The organism is Spirosoma oryzicola (assembly GCF_021233055.1).
Classification (GTDB): domain Bacteria; phylum Bacteroidota; class Bacteroidia; order Cytophagales; family Spirosomataceae; genus Spirosoma; species Spirosoma oryzicola.
This window is the reverse complement of sequence record NZ_CP089542.1, coordinates 63,805-79,793: the sequence shown is the minus strand read 5'-3', so window position 1 is coordinate 79,793 and position 15,989 is coordinate 63,805. Positions and strand designations below refer to the sequence as shown.

General features: G+C 46.4%; 17 protein-coding genes. 8 read left to right on the top strand and 9 right to left on the bottom strand.

Annotated elements, in window-relative coordinates; genetic code table 11:
* Positions 1-82: 82 nt before the first annotated feature.
* Together LQ777_RS27400 and LQ777_RS27395 are read right to left on the bottom strand one after the other, a co-directional pair.
* A complete protein-coding gene (locus LQ777_RS27400; RefSeq protein WP_232563620.1) occupies positions 83-1,558 on the bottom strand; it encodes a M48 family metalloprotease in 1,476 nt (491 codons plus the stop codon).
* 208 nt (positions 1,559-1,766) lie between these two features.
* Positions 1,767-2,099: a hypothetical protein gene (locus LQ777_RS27395; RefSeq protein ID WP_232563619.1), complete on the bottom strand. Its 333-nt coding sequence runs from the start codon at positions 2,097-2,099 to the stop codon at positions 1,767-1,769.
* 271 nt (positions 2,100-2,370) lie between these two features.
* On the opposite strand from LQ777_RS27395, the gene LQ777_RS27390 reads away from it, so the two are divergent.
* Entirely contained in the window at positions 2,371-2,802 is a 432-nt protein-coding gene (locus LQ777_RS27390) for an antitoxin Xre/MbcA/ParS toxin-binding domain-containing protein (protein ID WP_232563618.1), read from the top strand.
* Positions 2,803-2,805: 3 nt separating this feature from the next.
* Positions 2,806-3,258, top strand: a complete 453-nt coding sequence (locus LQ777_RS27385; RefSeq protein ID WP_232563617.1) for an RES family NAD+ phosphorylase — start codon at positions 2,806-2,808, stop codon at positions 3,256-3,258.
* 33 nt (positions 3,259-3,291) lie between these two features.
* Here the strand turns inward: LQ777_RS27385 and LQ777_RS27380 are convergent, their stop codons facing one another.
* Positions 3,292-3,552 carry a hypothetical protein gene (locus LQ777_RS27380; protein ID WP_232563616.1) on the bottom strand — a complete coding sequence of 87 codons (261 nt, stop codon included), beginning with the start codon at positions 3,550-3,552 and terminating at the stop codon, positions 3,292-3,294.
* Between the two features lie 389 nt (positions 3,553-3,941).
* Here LQ777_RS27380 and LQ777_RS27375 point away from each other — a divergent pair, with 389 nt between their 5' ends.
* The 3 genes from LQ777_RS27375 (at position 3,942) to LQ777_RS27365 (ending at position 6,445) form a co-directional block, all read left to right on the top strand.
* Complete coding sequence (locus tag LQ777_RS27375; protein ID WP_232563615.1) at positions 3,942-4,505, top strand: Crp/Fnr family transcriptional regulator; 564 nt, start codon at positions 3,942-3,944, stop codon at positions 4,503-4,505.
* Between the two features lie 72 nt (positions 4,506-4,577).
* Positions 4,578-5,513, top strand: a complete 936-nt coding sequence (locus tag LQ777_RS27370; protein ID WP_232563614.1) for an alpha/beta fold hydrolase — start codon at positions 4,578-4,580, stop codon at positions 5,511-5,513.
* A 35-nt stretch (positions 5,514-5,548) separates the two neighbouring features.
* A complete protein-coding gene (locus tag LQ777_RS27365) occupies positions 5,549-6,445 on the top strand; it encodes an NmrA family NAD(P)-binding protein (RefSeq protein WP_232563613.1) in 897 nt (298 codons plus the stop codon).
* A 29-nt stretch (positions 6,446-6,474) separates the two neighbouring features.
* Here LQ777_RS27365 and LQ777_RS27360 read toward each other — a convergent pair whose 3' ends face one another.
* Entirely contained in the window at positions 6,475-6,651 is a 177-nt protein-coding gene (locus LQ777_RS27360; RefSeq protein WP_232563612.1) for a hypothetical protein, read from the bottom strand.
* Between the two features lie 74 nt (positions 6,652-6,725).
* Positions 6,726-7,283 (bottom strand): hypothetical protein, encoded by a 558-nt coding sequence (locus LQ777_RS27355; protein WP_232563611.1) that lies wholly within the window; start codon positions 7,281-7,283, stop codon positions 6,726-6,728.
* 214 nt (positions 7,284-7,497) lie between these two features.
* Here LQ777_RS27355 and LQ777_RS27350 point away from each other — a divergent pair, with 214 nt between their 5' ends.
* Positions 7,498-7,956: a hypothetical protein gene (locus LQ777_RS27350; protein ID WP_232563610.1), complete on the top strand. Its 459-nt coding sequence runs from the start codon at positions 7,498-7,500 to the stop codon at positions 7,954-7,956.
* Between the two features lie 69 nt (positions 7,957-8,025).
* Here the strand turns inward: LQ777_RS27350 and LQ777_RS27345 are convergent, their stop codons facing one another.
* Positions 8,026-8,598, bottom strand: a complete 573-nt coding sequence (locus LQ777_RS27345; RefSeq protein WP_232563609.1) for a class I SAM-dependent methyltransferase — start codon at positions 8,596-8,598, stop codon at positions 8,026-8,028.
* A gap of 264 nt (positions 8,599-8,862) precedes the next feature.
* The gene (locus LQ777_RS27340; RefSeq protein ID WP_232563608.1) at positions 8,863-9,699 is read right to left on the bottom strand and encodes a glycosyltransferase family 2 protein; all 837 of its coding nucleotides are present in this window, start codon (positions 9,697-9,699) and stop codon (positions 8,863-8,865) included.
* A 598-nt stretch (positions 9,700-10,297) separates the two neighbouring features.
* Here LQ777_RS27340 and LQ777_RS27335 point away from each other — a divergent pair.
* Together LQ777_RS27335 and LQ777_RS27330 are read left to right on the top strand one after the other, a co-directional pair.
* Positions 10,298-11,368: a helix-turn-helix domain-containing protein gene (locus tag LQ777_RS27335; protein ID WP_232563607.1), complete on the top strand. Its 1,071-nt coding sequence runs from the start codon at positions 10,298-10,300 to the stop codon at positions 11,366-11,368.
* 26 nt (positions 11,369-11,394) lie between these two features.
* Positions 11,395-12,882 carry a serine hydrolase domain-containing protein gene (locus tag LQ777_RS27330; protein ID WP_232563606.1) on the top strand — a complete coding sequence of 496 codons (1,488 nt, stop codon included), beginning with the start codon at positions 11,395-11,397 and terminating at the stop codon, positions 12,880-12,882.
* A gap of 772 nt (positions 12,883-13,654) precedes the next feature.
* Here the strand turns inward: LQ777_RS27330 and LQ777_RS27325 are convergent.
* Both LQ777_RS27325 and LQ777_RS27320 read right to left on the bottom strand, forming a co-directional pair.
* A complete protein-coding gene (locus LQ777_RS27325; RefSeq protein ID WP_232563605.1) occupies positions 13,655-14,716 on the bottom strand; it encodes an endo-1,4-beta-xylanase in 1,062 nt (353 codons plus the stop codon).
* 158 nt (positions 14,717-14,874) lie between these two features.
* Complete coding sequence (locus tag LQ777_RS27320; RefSeq protein ID WP_232563604.1) at positions 14,875-15,945, bottom strand: glycoside hydrolase family 43 protein; 1,071 nt, start codon at positions 15,943-15,945, stop codon at positions 14,875-14,877.
* Between the last annotated feature and the right edge of the window lie 44 nt (positions 15,946-15,989).

Below are 15,989 nucleotides of genomic sequence, written 5' to 3'. Positions count from 1 at the left end.
GCAGGAAAGTCACGGAAACGTTATGCTTAAATTCTACAAGATGATAAAGAGCCCTAGAGCCAGGAACGTGGTTTTAAACGATCTACCGACTAATGACCTTAACCAACGTGCCTCTCGTTACGCGGTCATCAGCTTGAAGGCCATTTAGTATACCGGCCTCTTCTACCCGATTGGCAGGCAGTCCCAAGGCGGTGACCACTTCCCGAAATGAACCGTCACGGGGCGATGTTTTTACAAATACCCGTTCAGCCTTGCGGTTGATTTTATCCGGATCGGAGAGTGAGCGGAAATTCTCGGCTACCTGCTTGAAGGTACCAAAGCTAGCGTTGAAGTCAGCGTTTGTCGCTAATCCGTGCAGCGCGTAGATAGCATTGTTATATTGTATCAGCCAGGTACCAATCTGAAGCGCCGTTCTAGGATCTTGTTGTTGCTGCTGTCCCTGCTGCTGTTGCTGTTGTTGCCGCGAAATAAGCACGTAGGCCGGATTACCATTGATGGTGGTTTTTCCGTTTTCCAGTACATTCAGACTTAATTCTTTTACCAAATTCTGGGCCGCTTCGTCCAATGACGAACCTTTCGCCAGCGTGAGAATCATTGCAGATTTACCGTCTTTAGCTGCCATTTGAAACTGACTTGGCGAATTTTGAGACTGCCAGCTAGTTGGTACAGGAAACTGAAAACGCAGTTCAGGATGATAAAAATACCCGTTTTCGACGAAACCCTGCCGGGGATCTTCTCCGTACATAATGCCGTCAATCAGGCGCATATACTGATCGCGATTTACCTGATACGAAGCGGGATTCTTGGCCTGATAGTCTTTCGCCAGTTGATGCACGCGCGTGAAGCGGTTACCCGGATCAGGGTGCGTAGACATAAACTGAGGTATAGCCTGTCCCGATTTTTCGGAAAGACGTTTAAGCGTCCCGAAAAAATCGCCCATCTCGCGGGCATCGTAACCAATCTTACTAGAATATTCAACGCCTAGATTATCGGACTCCGATTCGTGATCACGGCTGTATTTCAGGGACAAAAGACCTAATCCCTGTTGAAGGGCTTCGATATTCTGACCGACCACCTGCGGGGCCAGCACGGCTCCGCCAATAAGCGCAATAGAACTAAGCAATTGGCTTTTTTGCGAGCGGGCTGCATGTTTGGCCGTGATGTGGCCGATTTCGTGGCCAAGTACGCCAGCAAATTCCGCTTCATTGTTGAAGTGGGCCAAAATACCGCGTGTAAAATAAACGTAGCCTCCCGGTACGGCAAAGGCATTAACGATGGGCGAATCGACAATAAAGAACTGATAAGGGAGGTCGGGCCGATGCGAAACTTTGGCCATCGCTTTGCCTTTCTCGTTCATAAAAGCCTGAAGTTTCTTATCATCGTATAGCCCCATTGTGGCAATAACCGATGGATGAGATTCTTGGCCTATGGCAATTTCCTGTTCAGTCGACATCAGGTTTATTTCACGCTTTCCGGTAACCGGATTACGGGCGCACGCAAAAACAAGTAGAGACGTTATGCTGACAGTGAGAAATTTGTGGTAGGAGAGTTTGTGCATGGTAGACAAATCAGATAGTGTAACTTATTGATTGGCTCGAAAAAGGCAACGAATCGTGCTTATGTTTAATCCGATGGAGCATTAAACTACGCTCATTTGTCATCGGTTTAAGCTTGGCGAAGCTCAGCGATTGTACGCTGTAGCCCAAGGGTAAAAAAGGCGGTAGCTACGGTAGCTATCGCCTTTTTATTTATTCATTATGGACCGACTAGTTGTCTACTTTCTTTGCTTCGCCACTAATAGCCCGACCAGTCGCTTTGGTCGCCTTGGTAACGGCCCGGCCGGTCGCTTTTGCCCCATTGGCTACAGCCTCGCCAGTTGCTTTACCTGCTTTACCAACGGCTTTTCCGGTCGCACGGCCAGCCGTGCCAACCGCATGTGCTCCATCAGCAACACCATTTTCGACTTTGTTGCCAACGCGCTTGACGTCTTCTCTTGTTTTTTCCTTCCGGGCCTCCTTAGTAGCCTGATCATCCTGTGCCAGTGCGCCGGTGGTTAATGTCGCGCAAAGCGCAATTGCTAAAAGCATGTTCGTTTTCATCGTGTTATTAAGTAGTGGTATGGCAGCTCTGCTCCTACTGGGTTGGCTGCATTGGCGAAATAACTGTTCACGCTGGCTGTTTGTTTTTGAGCGACGGGCTGGAAACGTATCGTTATGACTTTTTGTAAAAGGACAAGCGGTGTAGTCGATATATGCACGCTGTCATCAAGAATATTGATAGTGTTTCGTTTTAGAACTTCAAAGAGAAAAAATTCCCTTCATAAAGAGCAAAAGTTCCTAAATTTGTGTTAAGGGTCAAAAGCCAACTAACATGAAACGAGCAGCGTCGGCAGAAAGCCATATTCTGAGGGATGTGCCTGGGCACATCAACGACAGTGAAATTCTTTCCTTTCTATACACAAAGGATATTAACTGGCAGCATGTCAATGCCATCAAAACGTTGACGGACTTCAACGATGACATTATTTCGGACTGGCTCAATGTGAGCGTCAAAACATTCCGGGAATACAAAAAGCCTCAGAATACCTTCAAGGAAAACGTCAAAGAGCAGGTATTGCTTTTGTTAGCCCTAATTAAACATGGCATTGAGGTGTTTGGGTCAGTGAAAGAATTTGACCAGTGGTTGAACCGCAAGAACTTTTTTTTCGATAATAAAAGTCCTAATTCTTATTTGAATACGGTGACAGGGGTAAAATTTGTAGATGATCGATTGACCGCCATGGAGTACGGAGATAATGTGTAAGCGATGGAAGTATTCCGAATCAGCAAAGAGATCCACGCCAATTCACTAAGTTCATCGGGCAGCGCCAATCGCTGGAACCTGAAAGGGCAGCAGGTTATTTACACCGGTTCATCCCGTTCCTTGTCATCTTTGGAGCTGGTAGTTCACCGGGGGGCTATTCAACCGGCCACAAAGTACAAAGTGATGGTCATCTCCATCGCCGACGAGGATTACCTCATCAAGCAGATTCAGCAAAAAGATCTTCCCGCAAACTGGCGAAGCTTAGCGGGTTATACCGCTTTGCAGACGATTGGTTCCACCTGGTACAACAGCCAGGAGAGTTTAGTACTCAAGGTTCCCTCCGCCGTTATTGTCTACGAATACAATTACGTCATCAACACAGAGCATCCAGATTTCAACCGAAACGTTCAGATTGTACGGACGGAGGATTATTTTTGGGATTCCCGGCTTTTGTGAAAATAGTGTTTGGCCCCCAATACCTAAGCCGTGTCAATCCTGTTGAATCGTTTCCCGGCGGCTTATTTCTGCTTGAATATTCTTCAGGTTTTTCGAATAGCTGGAACCGATCAGAAGAGAAACAACCAGCAAAATCATAGTCAGAAAAGGACTTTTATGGGTAGCAGTCCAAATGGCAATGCCTACGAAAAAACCGATAAATAAGACAGTCATTATCTTTTGCGACTTCATCTTTTTCTCTTCTGACACTAATTCGTCAAGCGTCATTGTAGAATAGTCTTTACTTGGAAACATACGAACGTTTAGGTTAAGAAAGTCTAGGAACTTTGGATTCTTTCAATGCGCACGATTAATTCTTCGCTGTGTACGTTAGCATCAGTTAAAAAACTGATCTAGCCATACTCAAGAATGCAGACAATTTTTTAGGCATTCGAATCAACTAAATTCTTGACGGGCAAGCGACAATCGTTCTCTTTGCGACAACTCGCTAGGCAAAGTCACGTCTGACAAAGAAATCTCTTTTGGCATAGAAAGACAAATCATTCAATTATTTCCTTGATCCATCGCTTACCTTGTAGAAGCTTATTAATCGCTCGTCTCAGTTAACAAGTGTGTGAAGGAAAGAAACGGTACTTCTACGTTTTACGAATCGTCACATTAGAAGAAGGACTTGAAGAACCCCAATGGAAGAATTTATAAAATTCATCAAAGGAATCGTCTGGATCGACGATCTGGATTTACAACTTGTGCTTTCCCGATGCAGCGAAAGACAAATTCCCAAAGGCAAGCTCATTTTAAGGAAGGGGCAAATTGCTCATCAATACTTTTTCATTGTATCCGGCGGTGTTCGCTTTTTTTACGAGCTTCATGACCAGGAGAATACGACCTGGGTTATGTTTGAAAATGAATTCTTTACAGAAATCTCAAGCCTTCATCCTCAGAAACCTTCCCGGTTTAATATCGACGCCATCGACGAAACCCGACTAATCGTGATTGATAAAAAAGACATGGATTTTCTGTACAGCCAGGTGCCTGCCTGGGAGGAGTTCGGCCGGAAAATCTGGGAGGCTACGACCATCCGAATGATCGACCAGATCATGAATTTTCAAACCTTATCTGCCGAAGAACGCTATCTGGCCTTCCTGACAAATTCTCAACTTATTCAGAAAGCACCGGTCAAGCAGGTAGCCGCCGTACTGGGCATCACCCCAAATGCCCTAAGCCGGATTAGGAAAAAAATCCGGTAAGAGTCATTCTCTACCATTTGGTAGTTTTGCCCCTTCATCGCCAGCCTACTTTTGAGTCATAAAAAAACAACGATGACTCAACTTAGCAAGAACCCAACAGAACCTCGAAATCTGTATTCAGACGAGGCATTGATAGCCCATTTTCCAGGCTTCACCAATCAATACGCAACAGTCAACGGAGTGCGGTTGCATTACGTAGAAGGCGGTACGGGTGAGCCTCTGGTTTGTCTACCCGGCTGGCCGCAAACCTGGTTTTCCTACCAACCCGTTGCCGTAGAACTCGCCAAACGATACCGCGTGATTGTCGTTGATATCAGAGGTATGGGTAGCTCAGAAAAACCTCATTCCGGCTACGACAAGAAAACCATGGCTGCCGATATTTTGGCCTTGCTCCAACAAATAGGCTTAACAAAAGTCAACATGATGGGGCACGACATTGGTGGAATGGTCGCTATGAGCTTCGCGTTTAACTACCCCCAATTTACTCAAAAGCTGGTTGTCCTGGACGGCTCGCATCCCAGTGAGGGAATGCTACAGATGAGTCTGATCCCACCTGCCGGTACATTTACGGAGAAGATGGATGCGAATCGGCCCTACGCCTGGTGGATGGGATTTAATCAGGTAAAAGGATTACCGGAACAGCTGTTGCCAGGACGCTTCCAGTATTTGCTGGACTGGCTTTTTAACTACGTCATGATTGACGATCGTAAAATGACTTCTTTAGAGAGAAACATTTATGCCGCTTCTTACAACGATGCTGAAAGCATCCGAGCGGCTAATGCCTGGTATCAAACGTTTCTACAGGACATCGAAGATGCCAAAGTATATGAACCGCTTGCTATGCCGGTGCTAGGAATTGGTAGTTACATAAGTTTTCAGTACATGAAAATGGGACTGCCTCACGTAGCTAAAGACGTACAACTGGTTGGCATTCTGGATAGTGGCCATTATTTGTTCGAAGAACAGCCTACCCAGGTGCTTGATGCGGTATTGAGCTTCCTGGCCTAATCAGTCGATAAATTGTTTTAAATAGAAAAATAGCAATGCAAAAGAAAATCGTAGTGTTCGGGGCAACCGGCAATTTGGGGAACAGAATTACGCGTGAACTCATACAACGGGGTGCAGCAGTACAGGCGGTCGTTCGAACATCGACTGATCCCGAAAAAGTGAAAGCGCTGGAGCAAATGGGGGCTACTGTTCAGGAGGTAGATCTGGACAGCGTCGACGCCATCGCCAAAGCGAGTACAGAGGCTCATTGCGTGGTGTCTGCCCTGGCCGGCTTAGGCGATGTAATTATTGAATTGCAGAAGAGAATCCTGGATGGCGCTGTACAAGCCGGTGTTAAACGGTTTATCCCCTCTGACTTTTGTACCGATTACACGGATCTTGTACCGGGCGAAAACAGGAATTTTGATTTACGGCGGGAGTTCAGACAGTATCTCGACCGTATGCCCATACAAGCTTCTTCGGTTTTCAACGGTGCTTTTGCCGACATACTCCAATACAACACGCCGGTTTTGAACCTGAAAGAAAAGAGCATCGGTTACTGGGGCGACAAAGCAGACTGGAAACTGGATTTCACAACGATGGATGACACAGCCGCCTTCACGGCAGAAGTAGCTTTGGATGTAGAAACTCCTAGAAACTTACAGATTGCCAGTTTTCAGGTAAGCCCCACGTTGCTGTGGCATGAGGTAAAGCAGTTAACCAATCAGGAGTTCAGGATTCAGCAGCTGTCGAGTCTTGACGATTTTGCGCAATTTATAAAAAAGCAACGAGCTCAATACCCGGCCGGTGAAAACGAGCTGTATGCAAAATGGCAGCAGGGGCAGTACATGTATTCGATGTTTACTACACATCATACACAGCTGGCAAACGAACGGTATCCAAACCTTCGCTGGACGACTAGCCTTGATTTTCTGAGGTCCTTTGTTCGATAAAAGAAAGCTACCTGTTGGCTGTACACGAGCTAAGGCTTTAGTGTTTGGTTTCCCAGTTTGAGCTGAGCGTTTATGCTGTAGGTCAGCGTCTTTCCCCGATCAAAGCCGATCCGCTGTAGAGTCGCTACGTAGTTGGCTGGTAGCTGCAACTGGTGCTTGACCTGCACCACATCACCCGGCCCGGGCACCCGGTTGCAGGACCACACCGTAGCATCAGTCCACCAGCCGTCCTTGAGCGAGTAAAGCGGAGCCGAGCAGGCAGCAAGTGAGAGGGTCTGGCTCAGACTACCGGTGGCGGAGTTGGAGGGGCGGATGCGGTACCAGTAGTGGGTGCCGGTGGCGAGCTGGTTGTCGGTGAAGGAGGTGACGTTGGGGCCCACCCCGCCAACGGGGGTGAATCCGGTGGTGGGGTGGGTAGCTCGTTCGATGAAGTAGCCCATCTCGAGGTATCGTTGTTAATGTAATGGGGCGAGGTTCCTGCAAAAAAGAACTGTATGCTGTAGCCATTGAGCAGGAAGTGCCGGTTGGTTTTTGCCAATGCCTGATTCATACTAGCAATGCTAAACCCACCTGTTCCATCTGTCCGGTTAATGATATGTGGGCGAATAGGAATATAGGTGATGGCCGTAATCCCTGATGGATTGGTCAACTGCTTACGTTGCAGGGCCAGATTTGCCTGTTGCACGAATGACTTAGCCTGCTGTGGAGTTAACTCGATTACTCCGCAGCCAACTGAGTCGGGGAGTATTTGTGCCCGTAAGGGACCACAACTAACAAGCCACAGCAACAAGATAACACCAGTAGCTATCAGCTCGTTGGACACAAATCTGTACTTCATACGATGGTAAAGTCAACAGGGTAAATTTATCGATAAGATACCAGCTATCGCTAGAATAATTACTCAAGACGAGCAAGATACGCCTGCTTATAAATTGGGGTGTCAAAACAGATAGCAGTCCAAAACCTAATAATAAAAATTTGATCGAGTGCGTCTGTAAAAATCGTACTTTTTACAGACGCACTTAATTTCTCACAAAAATGAATCGTCTGTCATGAACAAACTGATTACCCTGTTTCTAGTCGTGCTGGGCAGTTGCAATGCTCTTGCTCAGATTGATACAACCAGCTATCCAAAAGAAAGGCAGGAAATCAGAGAACTCATGCGTCATCGAAAACCAGACGTGCCTATTGACTGCAATGATTTCGTCGCTGTTGGCCCTAAAGGCGACATATCCTTTTCTCACCAACAGTGGCAAGGGGTGCAAGCCAAAGAAAAATTGGTTTTCAAATCCGTGCGGCCCGTACCGGGCCACGAATACATCCGCATATACGAGGGTAAGATGGCCGTGGTTAATTTTCTGGCCGATGTGCAATTAGTGGTAGATGGCCGAGATGTAAATTTGAAGGTAAGACGTTTAGAGGTTTATCACAAAATGTCCAGTGGTTGGTGTCGAGTAGCTGGCCAAGGCACAGAAGTAGATGAAAAGCTTTTTCCTGTAAAAACGAACTGAACAGTAAAAAGAACCTGTCATTTTCAATGGGCTTGATTCGTATTTTTTCTGACGTTGGTGGACAGCTTTTTAAATTTTTATGGCGCTAAAGTAATGGTTGCCTCCCTCATCATCGAACTCCTCAAGGAGCCGTAATCCCGAAGCGCTCAATAACGATTTGTATTTTTTCGCGCCTAGCGAATTGGATTCGCAGGCCGTCAGGGCATCTTTCCAACTAACGGCTTGTGAGGGCGATGTGAACAAGAACTTTCCACCCGATGGTAAGGCTTTCGCTACTTTTCGTATTACAATCTGTTGACTATCAACCGTAAGAAGAAATAGTAACCCCCAGGCGATGATCGCATCAAACTGGCGATCAAAGAACAAAGACTCTTCGACAGCTTCACAAGCAACAGGCGAATGGGGAAAATTCAGGTGAAAGGCTTGAGCCAGCGTCGGCGATGCATCAATTCCATACACTTCCAGCCCTTCGTTCATCAACACTTCGGAAACAGGTAGACCCGTTCCGCAGCCTAGGTCCAGTACTGTAGCTTTTGGTGGCAGCGTTCTGGCCCAGAGCTGTACTGACGGTGTACCAATGGTTTTTGTGCGACTCTGGATAAAACGAGCCGCTATGTCTTCGTATCCATTTGATTTGTCCATGCGGCAAAGAAAGCACAAGGTTATAAACTCGGTGTGCTAAACATGATGCGTCGAGTTTGACTGTTAAGTAAGCCACAAAATTGATTCGATCATGTCATACTATGAATGATAATCAGTTTAACGTAGGCTCTGTTACACTGGAGAACAGCTTTATAACAAAACAATCAGCCTGATACGGTGTACTTCTTGACTCTACATTGAAGTTAATGATACTTGAGTAGTACAAAGCCTGCACCGCTATAAGGGCACAGGCTTTTGGCTGACCTAATGCGTTAAGAAGTTTTGCGCGTCTGAATAGTCTGTATGCTGCGACAGACCCTGTTCACAAGCGAATCTTTTTTCCTGAATGATCTGTAAGGCGCGCATTCTATTGGTATCCTCCTGAGCGCGCGACGACTTGGGATGATCGAGATGGTACTGAATCGCACCGAATCGAAGGAAGCGCAGTGTGCAGCCTAACTGCATCAACCGCAACGCCAGATCGATGTCTTCCCAACCCCAGCCGCTAAACTGTTCGTCGTATCCATTCACGCGGAATAAATCCTGTCGCCAGAAAGACATGTTGCTACCTAGCACGTATTCATAATGGGTTTTCCAGTGATAAAAGTACAGCATCGGCTTTTGCAGGGGTAAACAGCGCAATCGACGCCAGTTCCATTTAGCCAACTTAAGAGAAGTATGAACAGAAGCGGACGAATTTGTAAGCATCAATTGCGTTACATCATGCGGAATGTGGTATTGATTGCCGGAGAAAAAGAATCCCTTTTTTGCATGTCGCAAATGATCGATCACGTAATGGCGATGTAGAATTACATCGCCATCCAACTGAATAATATATTCGGAAGTTGCTGTTTTTAGACCTAAGTTCCGAACCCGGGCCAGCCGAAACCCCAGGTCAGCTTGCCACACATGCAGTAGCGGAACAGGACTGCGTTTCTGGAGCTGTTGGATAAGCTGCTGGGTTGCTTCTCCCGAACCATCATCGCAAACAATAATCTCCGTTGGTAAATGGCTTTGCTGGAATAGACTTTCCAGACAAAGGACAAGCGATTCTGGACGGTTGTACGTCGTTACTAATACACTACAGGTAGGAAGAAGCATAATCTTTCATTTTTTTGGTAGGAAAGGTATTTTTACATGTTGACATGCCTTAAACACATAAATCAGAACCACTTTTGGGATGAATTGTAGGCTAGACCATCTCCCAAAATACAGCTTAGGCTAGTCCTGTATTCGTCAATAAAGCAAAGCCTGTAGACTTGCTGTGTACTGAAATTGCCAGATAGTATAAGTGTACGAGTATTCATAAGATAAAAGGTTATAAACGTGCTGATAATGAGCACGTTCGTTGGTGTGAAACTTGAGCAATCTACTTAAAAATAGCTATCAAAATGGGGCCGTAATCTATAATATATCCAATACGAATGCTTGTAGAATTGTCCTGACTACTTATAATTTCATACTATTATTTACCTTATAAGTAAATAATAGTATGAAGTATCTCGCTTCTTTCGAAACCTTATTGGAACGCCGAGAATGATGTATACATCCCAGAGCCCTAGTATGAGCAGGCTCTAAGGAAAAGTGAAGTATCAGGAAATAATTTAGTTCTGGTCTAAACATACTTGTGCAATCTATCGGTACTTGCTACTTTAGGTAAACCGCGATCCAATTTTTGCGGTAAATAGTATTGCTCGCTATGAATCTGTTTGTGGATTGGATCGTTCTTTTCCAAGTTTTTTGTGTTGTTCAAGGCTGTACTACTGGTTTGTGGCTATTGACTTTCCGGCCAAGGCAACCCGCTTTCCTTTGGCTTGGCGGGCTCGTACTAGGATTAACCTTGCAGGTCATCGATTATGGAATGGCCCGTACCGGAATCTATGCACAACACAATAGCTGGTACTTTGCCCCTTTGTTTTTCTCCTGGGGCTTTGGTCCCTTACTGTATTTAGCAATTCGATCTTGGCTCAAAAAACCACTGCGCTACTGGGGTTGGCATTTAGTCCCCATGCTAATACAAGTAGCTTTCTTTGTATTCGTCAGCTTCCATTCGCTCGAATACAAAACCTGGTTCTGGAAGACGATACACAAGCCCTATACTCGCTATATTGACTATTACGGCATGTGTTTGTCCATGTTCGTTTACATTGGGTTAAGCTTGAGTCTTTTACCAATCAAGCAAGATCAATTCCGCTGGTATCGTCGGCCCCTGTTTGGTTTGGCCAGCTTCTATGTTGTGGCTGTCGTTGATCCTCTTGTTAATCAATGGTATTTGCCAGCACGGCATCCTAAGTTTTATCTAACCGAATTTGTTTTGCCTGTTATTACTTATTGGATTGCTTTACTTGCTTTGGTACGTGGTCGGTCAAAACCGGCTAGCAAAGTAAAGCCGGCTATTCCTGTTTCAGAAAGCTACCTGGAGCGTATCGTTAAAGCCCTGGAGGAGGACAAGCTTTATCGGGACCCTGACTTGACTTTGGATCGGCTTGCCCATCAGGTAGGTCTACCTGCCAACACAGTTTCCTTAACCATCAATGCCGGACTGGGAAAATCGTTATCGGACTACTTGAATGAACTGCGTGTTAAAGATATCAAGCGCCGTTTGCACCGGGGCGAAGCAGAACAATTTAGTCTACTGGGCATCGCTTTAGAAGCCGGGTTCGGTTCGAAGACAACTTTCAACCGGGTCTTCAGGGAACAGACGGGACGATCTCCAAGTGCTTATTTAAAGGAGTACCAAACTACCCGATGGGACGATCCAAACCAATAATGTAATCATGTTTGGGAAAAAAATCTATGAAAGCATGGTTTTGGCTTGCGCTGCTGGCAAGCACTTATTGTTTTGGGCAAAAGCTTGATCCCCGGCAAAAGGCCGTCGAAGAAGGACTCACCACTTACATTCCAGTTGTCGGCCAAACGAAGTGGACGATTCGCGAGCGCATGTCTGCTTACAAAATTCCGGGTGTTAGTATCGCTGTCGTTCATCAAGGTAAGCTAGCCTGGGCTAAGGGGTATGGATGGGCCGACACGCTTCGTCGGATTCCGGTAACTCCGGAAACGCTTTTTTCGGCGGGGTCGATCAGTAAACCAGTTGCTGCCCTGGCAGCTTTACAATTAGTTGAGCAAGGCAAGCTAGCTTTGGACACACCCATCAATCGCTACTTAACCTCTTGGCAAATAGCGGAAAATGAGTTTACCCAGCAACGGCCTGTGACACTTCGCCACCTATTGAGCCACACCGCTGGGGCAACGCAGCACGGTTTTTGGGGAATTCAACCTGAAGACCCTTTTCCAACTGTAGTTCAAATTGTCAATGGCGATTCGATTGCGCAGTCCCGGCGCGTTGACATCAACTTTCTGCCCGGAAGTCAGTGGCGCTATTCGGGAGGGGGTGTGATGATTGCCCAATTGGCCGTTATGGATCAGACCAAAAAGCCTTACGCCGACTTTGTGCGTCAAACCGTATTTACTCGGTTAGGGATGACGCATAGCACGTTTGAACAACCATTACCGGCTCGCTATAAAGATCAGGCTGCCTGCCGACAAAATTGGTTCAAAGGAAAACCATACGTCTACCCACAACAAGCCGCTGCGGGTTTATACACTACCCCAACGGACCTGGCCAAACTCCTGATTGAGCTTCAGCGTGCTTATCAGGGAAAATCAACGATTCTTTCTCAATCGATAGCCCGAGCCATGCTGCAACCCCAATCCTACAATATTTTTGGCCATTCGGGGTACAGTGTAGATCGGATGGCATTGGACAGCACGGATATGGGATTAGGCTTCTTTCTAACTCAACGTACCGATGGACAATCTGATCAATACTTTTTTCACTCAGGTCAGAACGCTGGTTACGTGAGTATGTTTATCGGCAGTGTGCATGAAGGGAACGGCGTTGTTGTTATGGTCAATGAGAACGATGGTACAGGCATCATCAACGAAATAGTTCGCAGCGTAGCCCAAGTTTATCAATGGCCAAATGTGTTACTTAAAGCAATAGAACCGCTACCCGTTGAGTCAAATCAATTAGCAGAATATGAAGGGGTCTATAAGCGGAACGATGAACTTATCCATCTGACACAGCAAGGCAACCACCTGGTACAGAAAGGCTCTACCTGGACAATGGGCATTGATGCATATCCAGTCGGCTCTGATACCATTCGCTTTACGGATTACGTGACGACAGGAGTTTTTCTACGGGACACGCACGGAAAGATCAAGGCTTGTCAAGGTGTATTGAATGGTCAAGTAATCTGGGAGATGGCAAAAGTAACTCCATAAGAATCAGCTGTCCGCTCAGTGTACATAGACAAGACCCACGACACTATCGAACATTCCGAATCCTGTAAAGCGTTATTTCATCAATACTGTAAGTTTCGCCATAGGGTGTTGATGAAATAATGACTCTTACAACTCGGTAGCAGCATCCGTAGAGAAAGAGCAAGAGTCGGTTAGTAACAAATCGGGAGATCACAGACAAACAAACCTATTGTATGGCTGAACTCAAGTTCAGCTGGCTGACAACAGATGTTTCACCAGCTTAATAGACTATTTTGTTAACGTCCCTTGCTACTGCTCCTTACTAATTGCTCCAATTTTTCTACCTCTCTTTGGGTATTAACATCCAAGTGGTAAGCTTCCCTAACTCGTCGAATGTATTGGAGGAAAAGTTGCTGAAATCGATTATGTCGACCGTCCGAAAAATACGGTTCGTTTTCTTGCAAATCATCCATAGGTAATAAGTATTTATGCTTACCCCCTGCAACCAGTAGGTTATTGATAATGTTTATTAGAACCGCATTAATTTTCGCTAGTTGAAACTTGTCATATGTAGACTTACTGTTATGAAATCCAGTTAACTCGCGTTAATTAGAAGCATTGGCAACCCATAAGCAATGAATACGAAGGGGTTAGCATAATCGTATCGGTTTTCAAGAAACTGATGCAATTATGCCAACCCCTTTACAGATAACTGAGTAAAAATTACTTAGTGGTATTAGTCATTTTGACTACACCATCATGACTGCCGCCAATGCAGTCACGGTTTTGTTCGTTAAAATTTCACGACGCTTTCGTAAGCTTTCTTCGGCTTGCCATTCTGATCGAACAGCAATGGATAGTCCTTGCGGCCCGGCACCGGGAAGTTGTCCAGCCAGGAATATTTATCAGTCAGGTTCCAGAACGTGACGCCAGTGATTTTGTCGCGGTGCTTGCGGAATACCTCGAACAGCATCTTGTAATGAGCCGCCTGCTTATCGACCATTTCCGGCGTGTACTCGCTTTTATCCGTATCGCGACGCTCCCGGCGCTCGTGCTCTTTGGGATAGACCGAAACATCGACCTCCGTAAACTGAATTTTCAGCCCTAGGCTCGCAAACTTGTTGATAGATTCTTCCAGTTCCTGCTTCGTCGGTTCGTAAATGGACCAGTGGGCCTGTAAACCCACCCCGTTGACAGGTATGCCCTTTGCCTTCAGCTTCTTGAGCAACTGGTAAATCTTCTCCCGCTTAGTCGCATTTTCGGTGTTGTAGTCGTTGTAAAACAACTGCGCTGACGGGTCCGCTTCGTGGGCATACTGAAACGCTTTTTCGATGTAATCTTCCCCAATGATTTCGTAAAATTTCGATTTCCGGTAAATGCTCGTTCCGGTGTCGGGAACCGCTTCGTTAACTACATCCCAGGCGTAAAGCTTGCCTTTGTAGTGTCCCATGACGTCGGAAATGTGTTTTTTCAGACGCGCCAGCAACACATCCCGGCTCACGGTTTTGCCCTCGGCATCGGTGAAAAGCCAGCGGGGCGTCTGGTTATGCCAACAAAGCGTATGCCCCCGCAGTTTGATGTTGTTCTGCTGGGCAAACTCGGCAATAGCATCAGCATCTTTCCAGTTGTAGCGGTCCTCCTCCGGGTGAATCGGCCCCATTTTCATGGCGTTTTCGGGCGTCATGCTGTTGAATTGGGCTTTGATCAACTCTGCGTCCGGTCCCGGCTGGATCATGCGCGGGTTGACGGCCACGCCAATCGGAAAGTAATTCTTGTAATAATCTTTCAGCCCTTTCTCCGGCGCAACGAACGCGACCGACAAGGCTATAAGGGAATACGGTATCAGCTTTTTCATGAAATTGAGTTTCTTTTTGACAGGATTTATAGCCGGGCCGCCGGGCGGATTAACAGGATGTATTCAATTGAAGAAGCAACGCTGTAAACTTGTCCGTCAACTTTGCAGAATTAATGTGATTTGTCGAAGCAAAAAATCCTGTTAATCCTGTTAAACAGTTATTTATACGCATCAATCGTTTTGATCGTCCCATCCGCATTGTGCGTCAGTTCCGTCACTTTCACATTCCGGAGGTGCGTTTTGCCGGAGAGCTGCACATCGTGGTAGAATAGATACCATTTAGGTCCTACCTGAACAATAGAATGGTGATTCGTCCAGCCTAGGACTGGCTTTAGCACGATGCCTTTATACGTAAAAGGTCCGTAAGGATTATCGCCGATGGCGTAGCAGAGGTTGTGCGTGTCGCCGGTCGAATACGAGAAGTAGTATTTGCCGTTGTACTTGTGAATCCAGGCCGCTTCGAAAAAGCGTTTGTCATTGTCTTTTTCCAGAAACGGTTTGCCAGCCTCATCCAGCAGTTGGATCTCCCGAACGGGTTCCGCAAACGACTTCATATCGTCGCTCAGCCGGGCCACGCGGGGTAGGTAGGCAACCTCGTCTTTCTTTTTCAAAGCCCCACTCGCGTTGTACTGGTTGCCATCCCATCGCTGCAACTGACCGCCCCAGATACCCCCGAAATACAAATAGGCTTTGCCGTCGGTATCCTGAAACACGGTCGGGTCGATGCTGTAGCTACCCTTGATTGGTTCGGGTTCAGCTTTGAACGGTCCGGTCGGATTTTTGCTGGTTGCTACGCCAATACGGAAAATATCCTGTTTGTCCTTAGCTGGGAAGAATAGGTAGTACGTGCCGTTTTTATAAGTCGCGTCGGGAGCCCACAACTGACGCCCCGCCCAAGGAACATCCTTGAGGTCTAGTGCGACGCCGTTGTCTTTAACCGGACCGCCAATTTTATCCATCGACAAAACGTGATAATCGCGCATGGCAAAGTGCCCACCCTCATCATCTTCCTTTACGTCCTTCGCATCGATGTCGTGCGACGGATAAATGTATATTTTGCCGTTAAAAACGTGGGCCGACGGGTCAGCCGTGTAAATGTGCGATACCAGAGGTTGAGAAATCGGGTTTTTACCGCCATTGGTTTGGGCCAGAGCAGTCAGTGATCCACCGACTAAGGCAGCTAGCGTGAAGGTTTTATAGGAACGTTGTAGAAGAGATTGGTATGTCATTTTATTGTTTAGTTTACTCATCAATCCTTTTTCACTATTCGCTT

Excerpts from the sequence above, each read along its gene's own strand:
- LQ777_RS27385 (WP_232563617.1), top strand. The coding sequence starts at position 2,806 with ATGGAAGTATTCCGAATCAGCAAAGAGATCCACGCCAATTCACTAAGT.
- LQ777_RS27325 (WP_232563605.1), bottom strand. The coding sequence starts at position 14,716 with ATGAAAAAGCTGATACCGTATTCCCTTATAGCCTTGTCGGTCGCGTTC.
- LQ777_RS27400 (WP_232563620.1), bottom strand. The coding sequence starts at position 1,558 with ATGCACAAACTCTCCTACCACAAATTTCTCACTGTCAGCATAACGTCT.
- LQ777_RS27365 (WP_232563613.1), top strand. The coding sequence starts at position 5,549 with ATGCAAAAGAAAATCGTAGTGTTCGGGGCAACCGGCAATTTGGGGAAC.
- LQ777_RS27375 (WP_232563615.1), top strand. The coding sequence starts at position 3,942 with ATGGAAGAATTTATAAAATTCATCAAAGGAATCGTCTGGATCGACGAT.
- LQ777_RS27380 (WP_232563616.1), bottom strand. The coding sequence starts at position 3,552 with ATGTTTCCAAGTAAAGACTATTCTACAATGACGCTTGACGAATTAGTG.
- LQ777_RS27340 (WP_232563608.1), bottom strand. The coding sequence starts at position 9,699 with ATGCTTCTTCCTACCTGTAGTGTATTAGTAACGACGTACAACCGTCCA.
- LQ777_RS27390 (WP_232563618.1), top strand. The coding sequence starts at position 2,371 with ATGAAACGAGCAGCGTCGGCAGAAAGCCATATTCTGAGGGATGTGCCT.
- LQ777_RS27395 (WP_232563619.1), bottom strand. The coding sequence starts at position 2,099 with ATGAAAACGAACATGCTTTTAGCAATTGCGCTTTGCGCGACATTAACC.
- LQ777_RS27355 (WP_232563611.1), bottom strand. The coding sequence starts at position 7,283 with ATGAAGTACAGATTTGTGTCCAACGAGCTGATAGCTACTGGTGTTATC.
- LQ777_RS27335 (WP_232563607.1), top strand. The coding sequence starts at position 10,298 with ATGAATCTGTTTGTGGATTGGATCGTTCTTTTCCAAGTTTTTTGTGTT.
- LQ777_RS27330 (WP_232563606.1), top strand. The coding sequence starts at position 11,395 with ATGAAAGCATGGTTTTGGCTTGCGCTGCTGGCAAGCACTTATTGTTTT.
- LQ777_RS27350 (WP_232563610.1), top strand. The coding sequence starts at position 7,498 with ATGAACAAACTGATTACCCTGTTTCTAGTCGTGCTGGGCAGTTGCAAT.
- LQ777_RS27320 (WP_232563604.1), bottom strand. The coding sequence starts at position 15,945 with ATGACATACCAATCTCTTCTACAACGTTCCTATAAAACCTTCACGCTA.
- LQ777_RS27345 (WP_232563609.1), bottom strand. The coding sequence starts at position 8,598 with ATGGACAAATCAAATGGATACGAAGACATAGCGGCTCGTTTTATCCAG.
- LQ777_RS27370 (WP_232563614.1), top strand. The coding sequence starts at position 4,578 with ATGACTCAACTTAGCAAGAACCCAACAGAACCTCGAAATCTGTATTCA.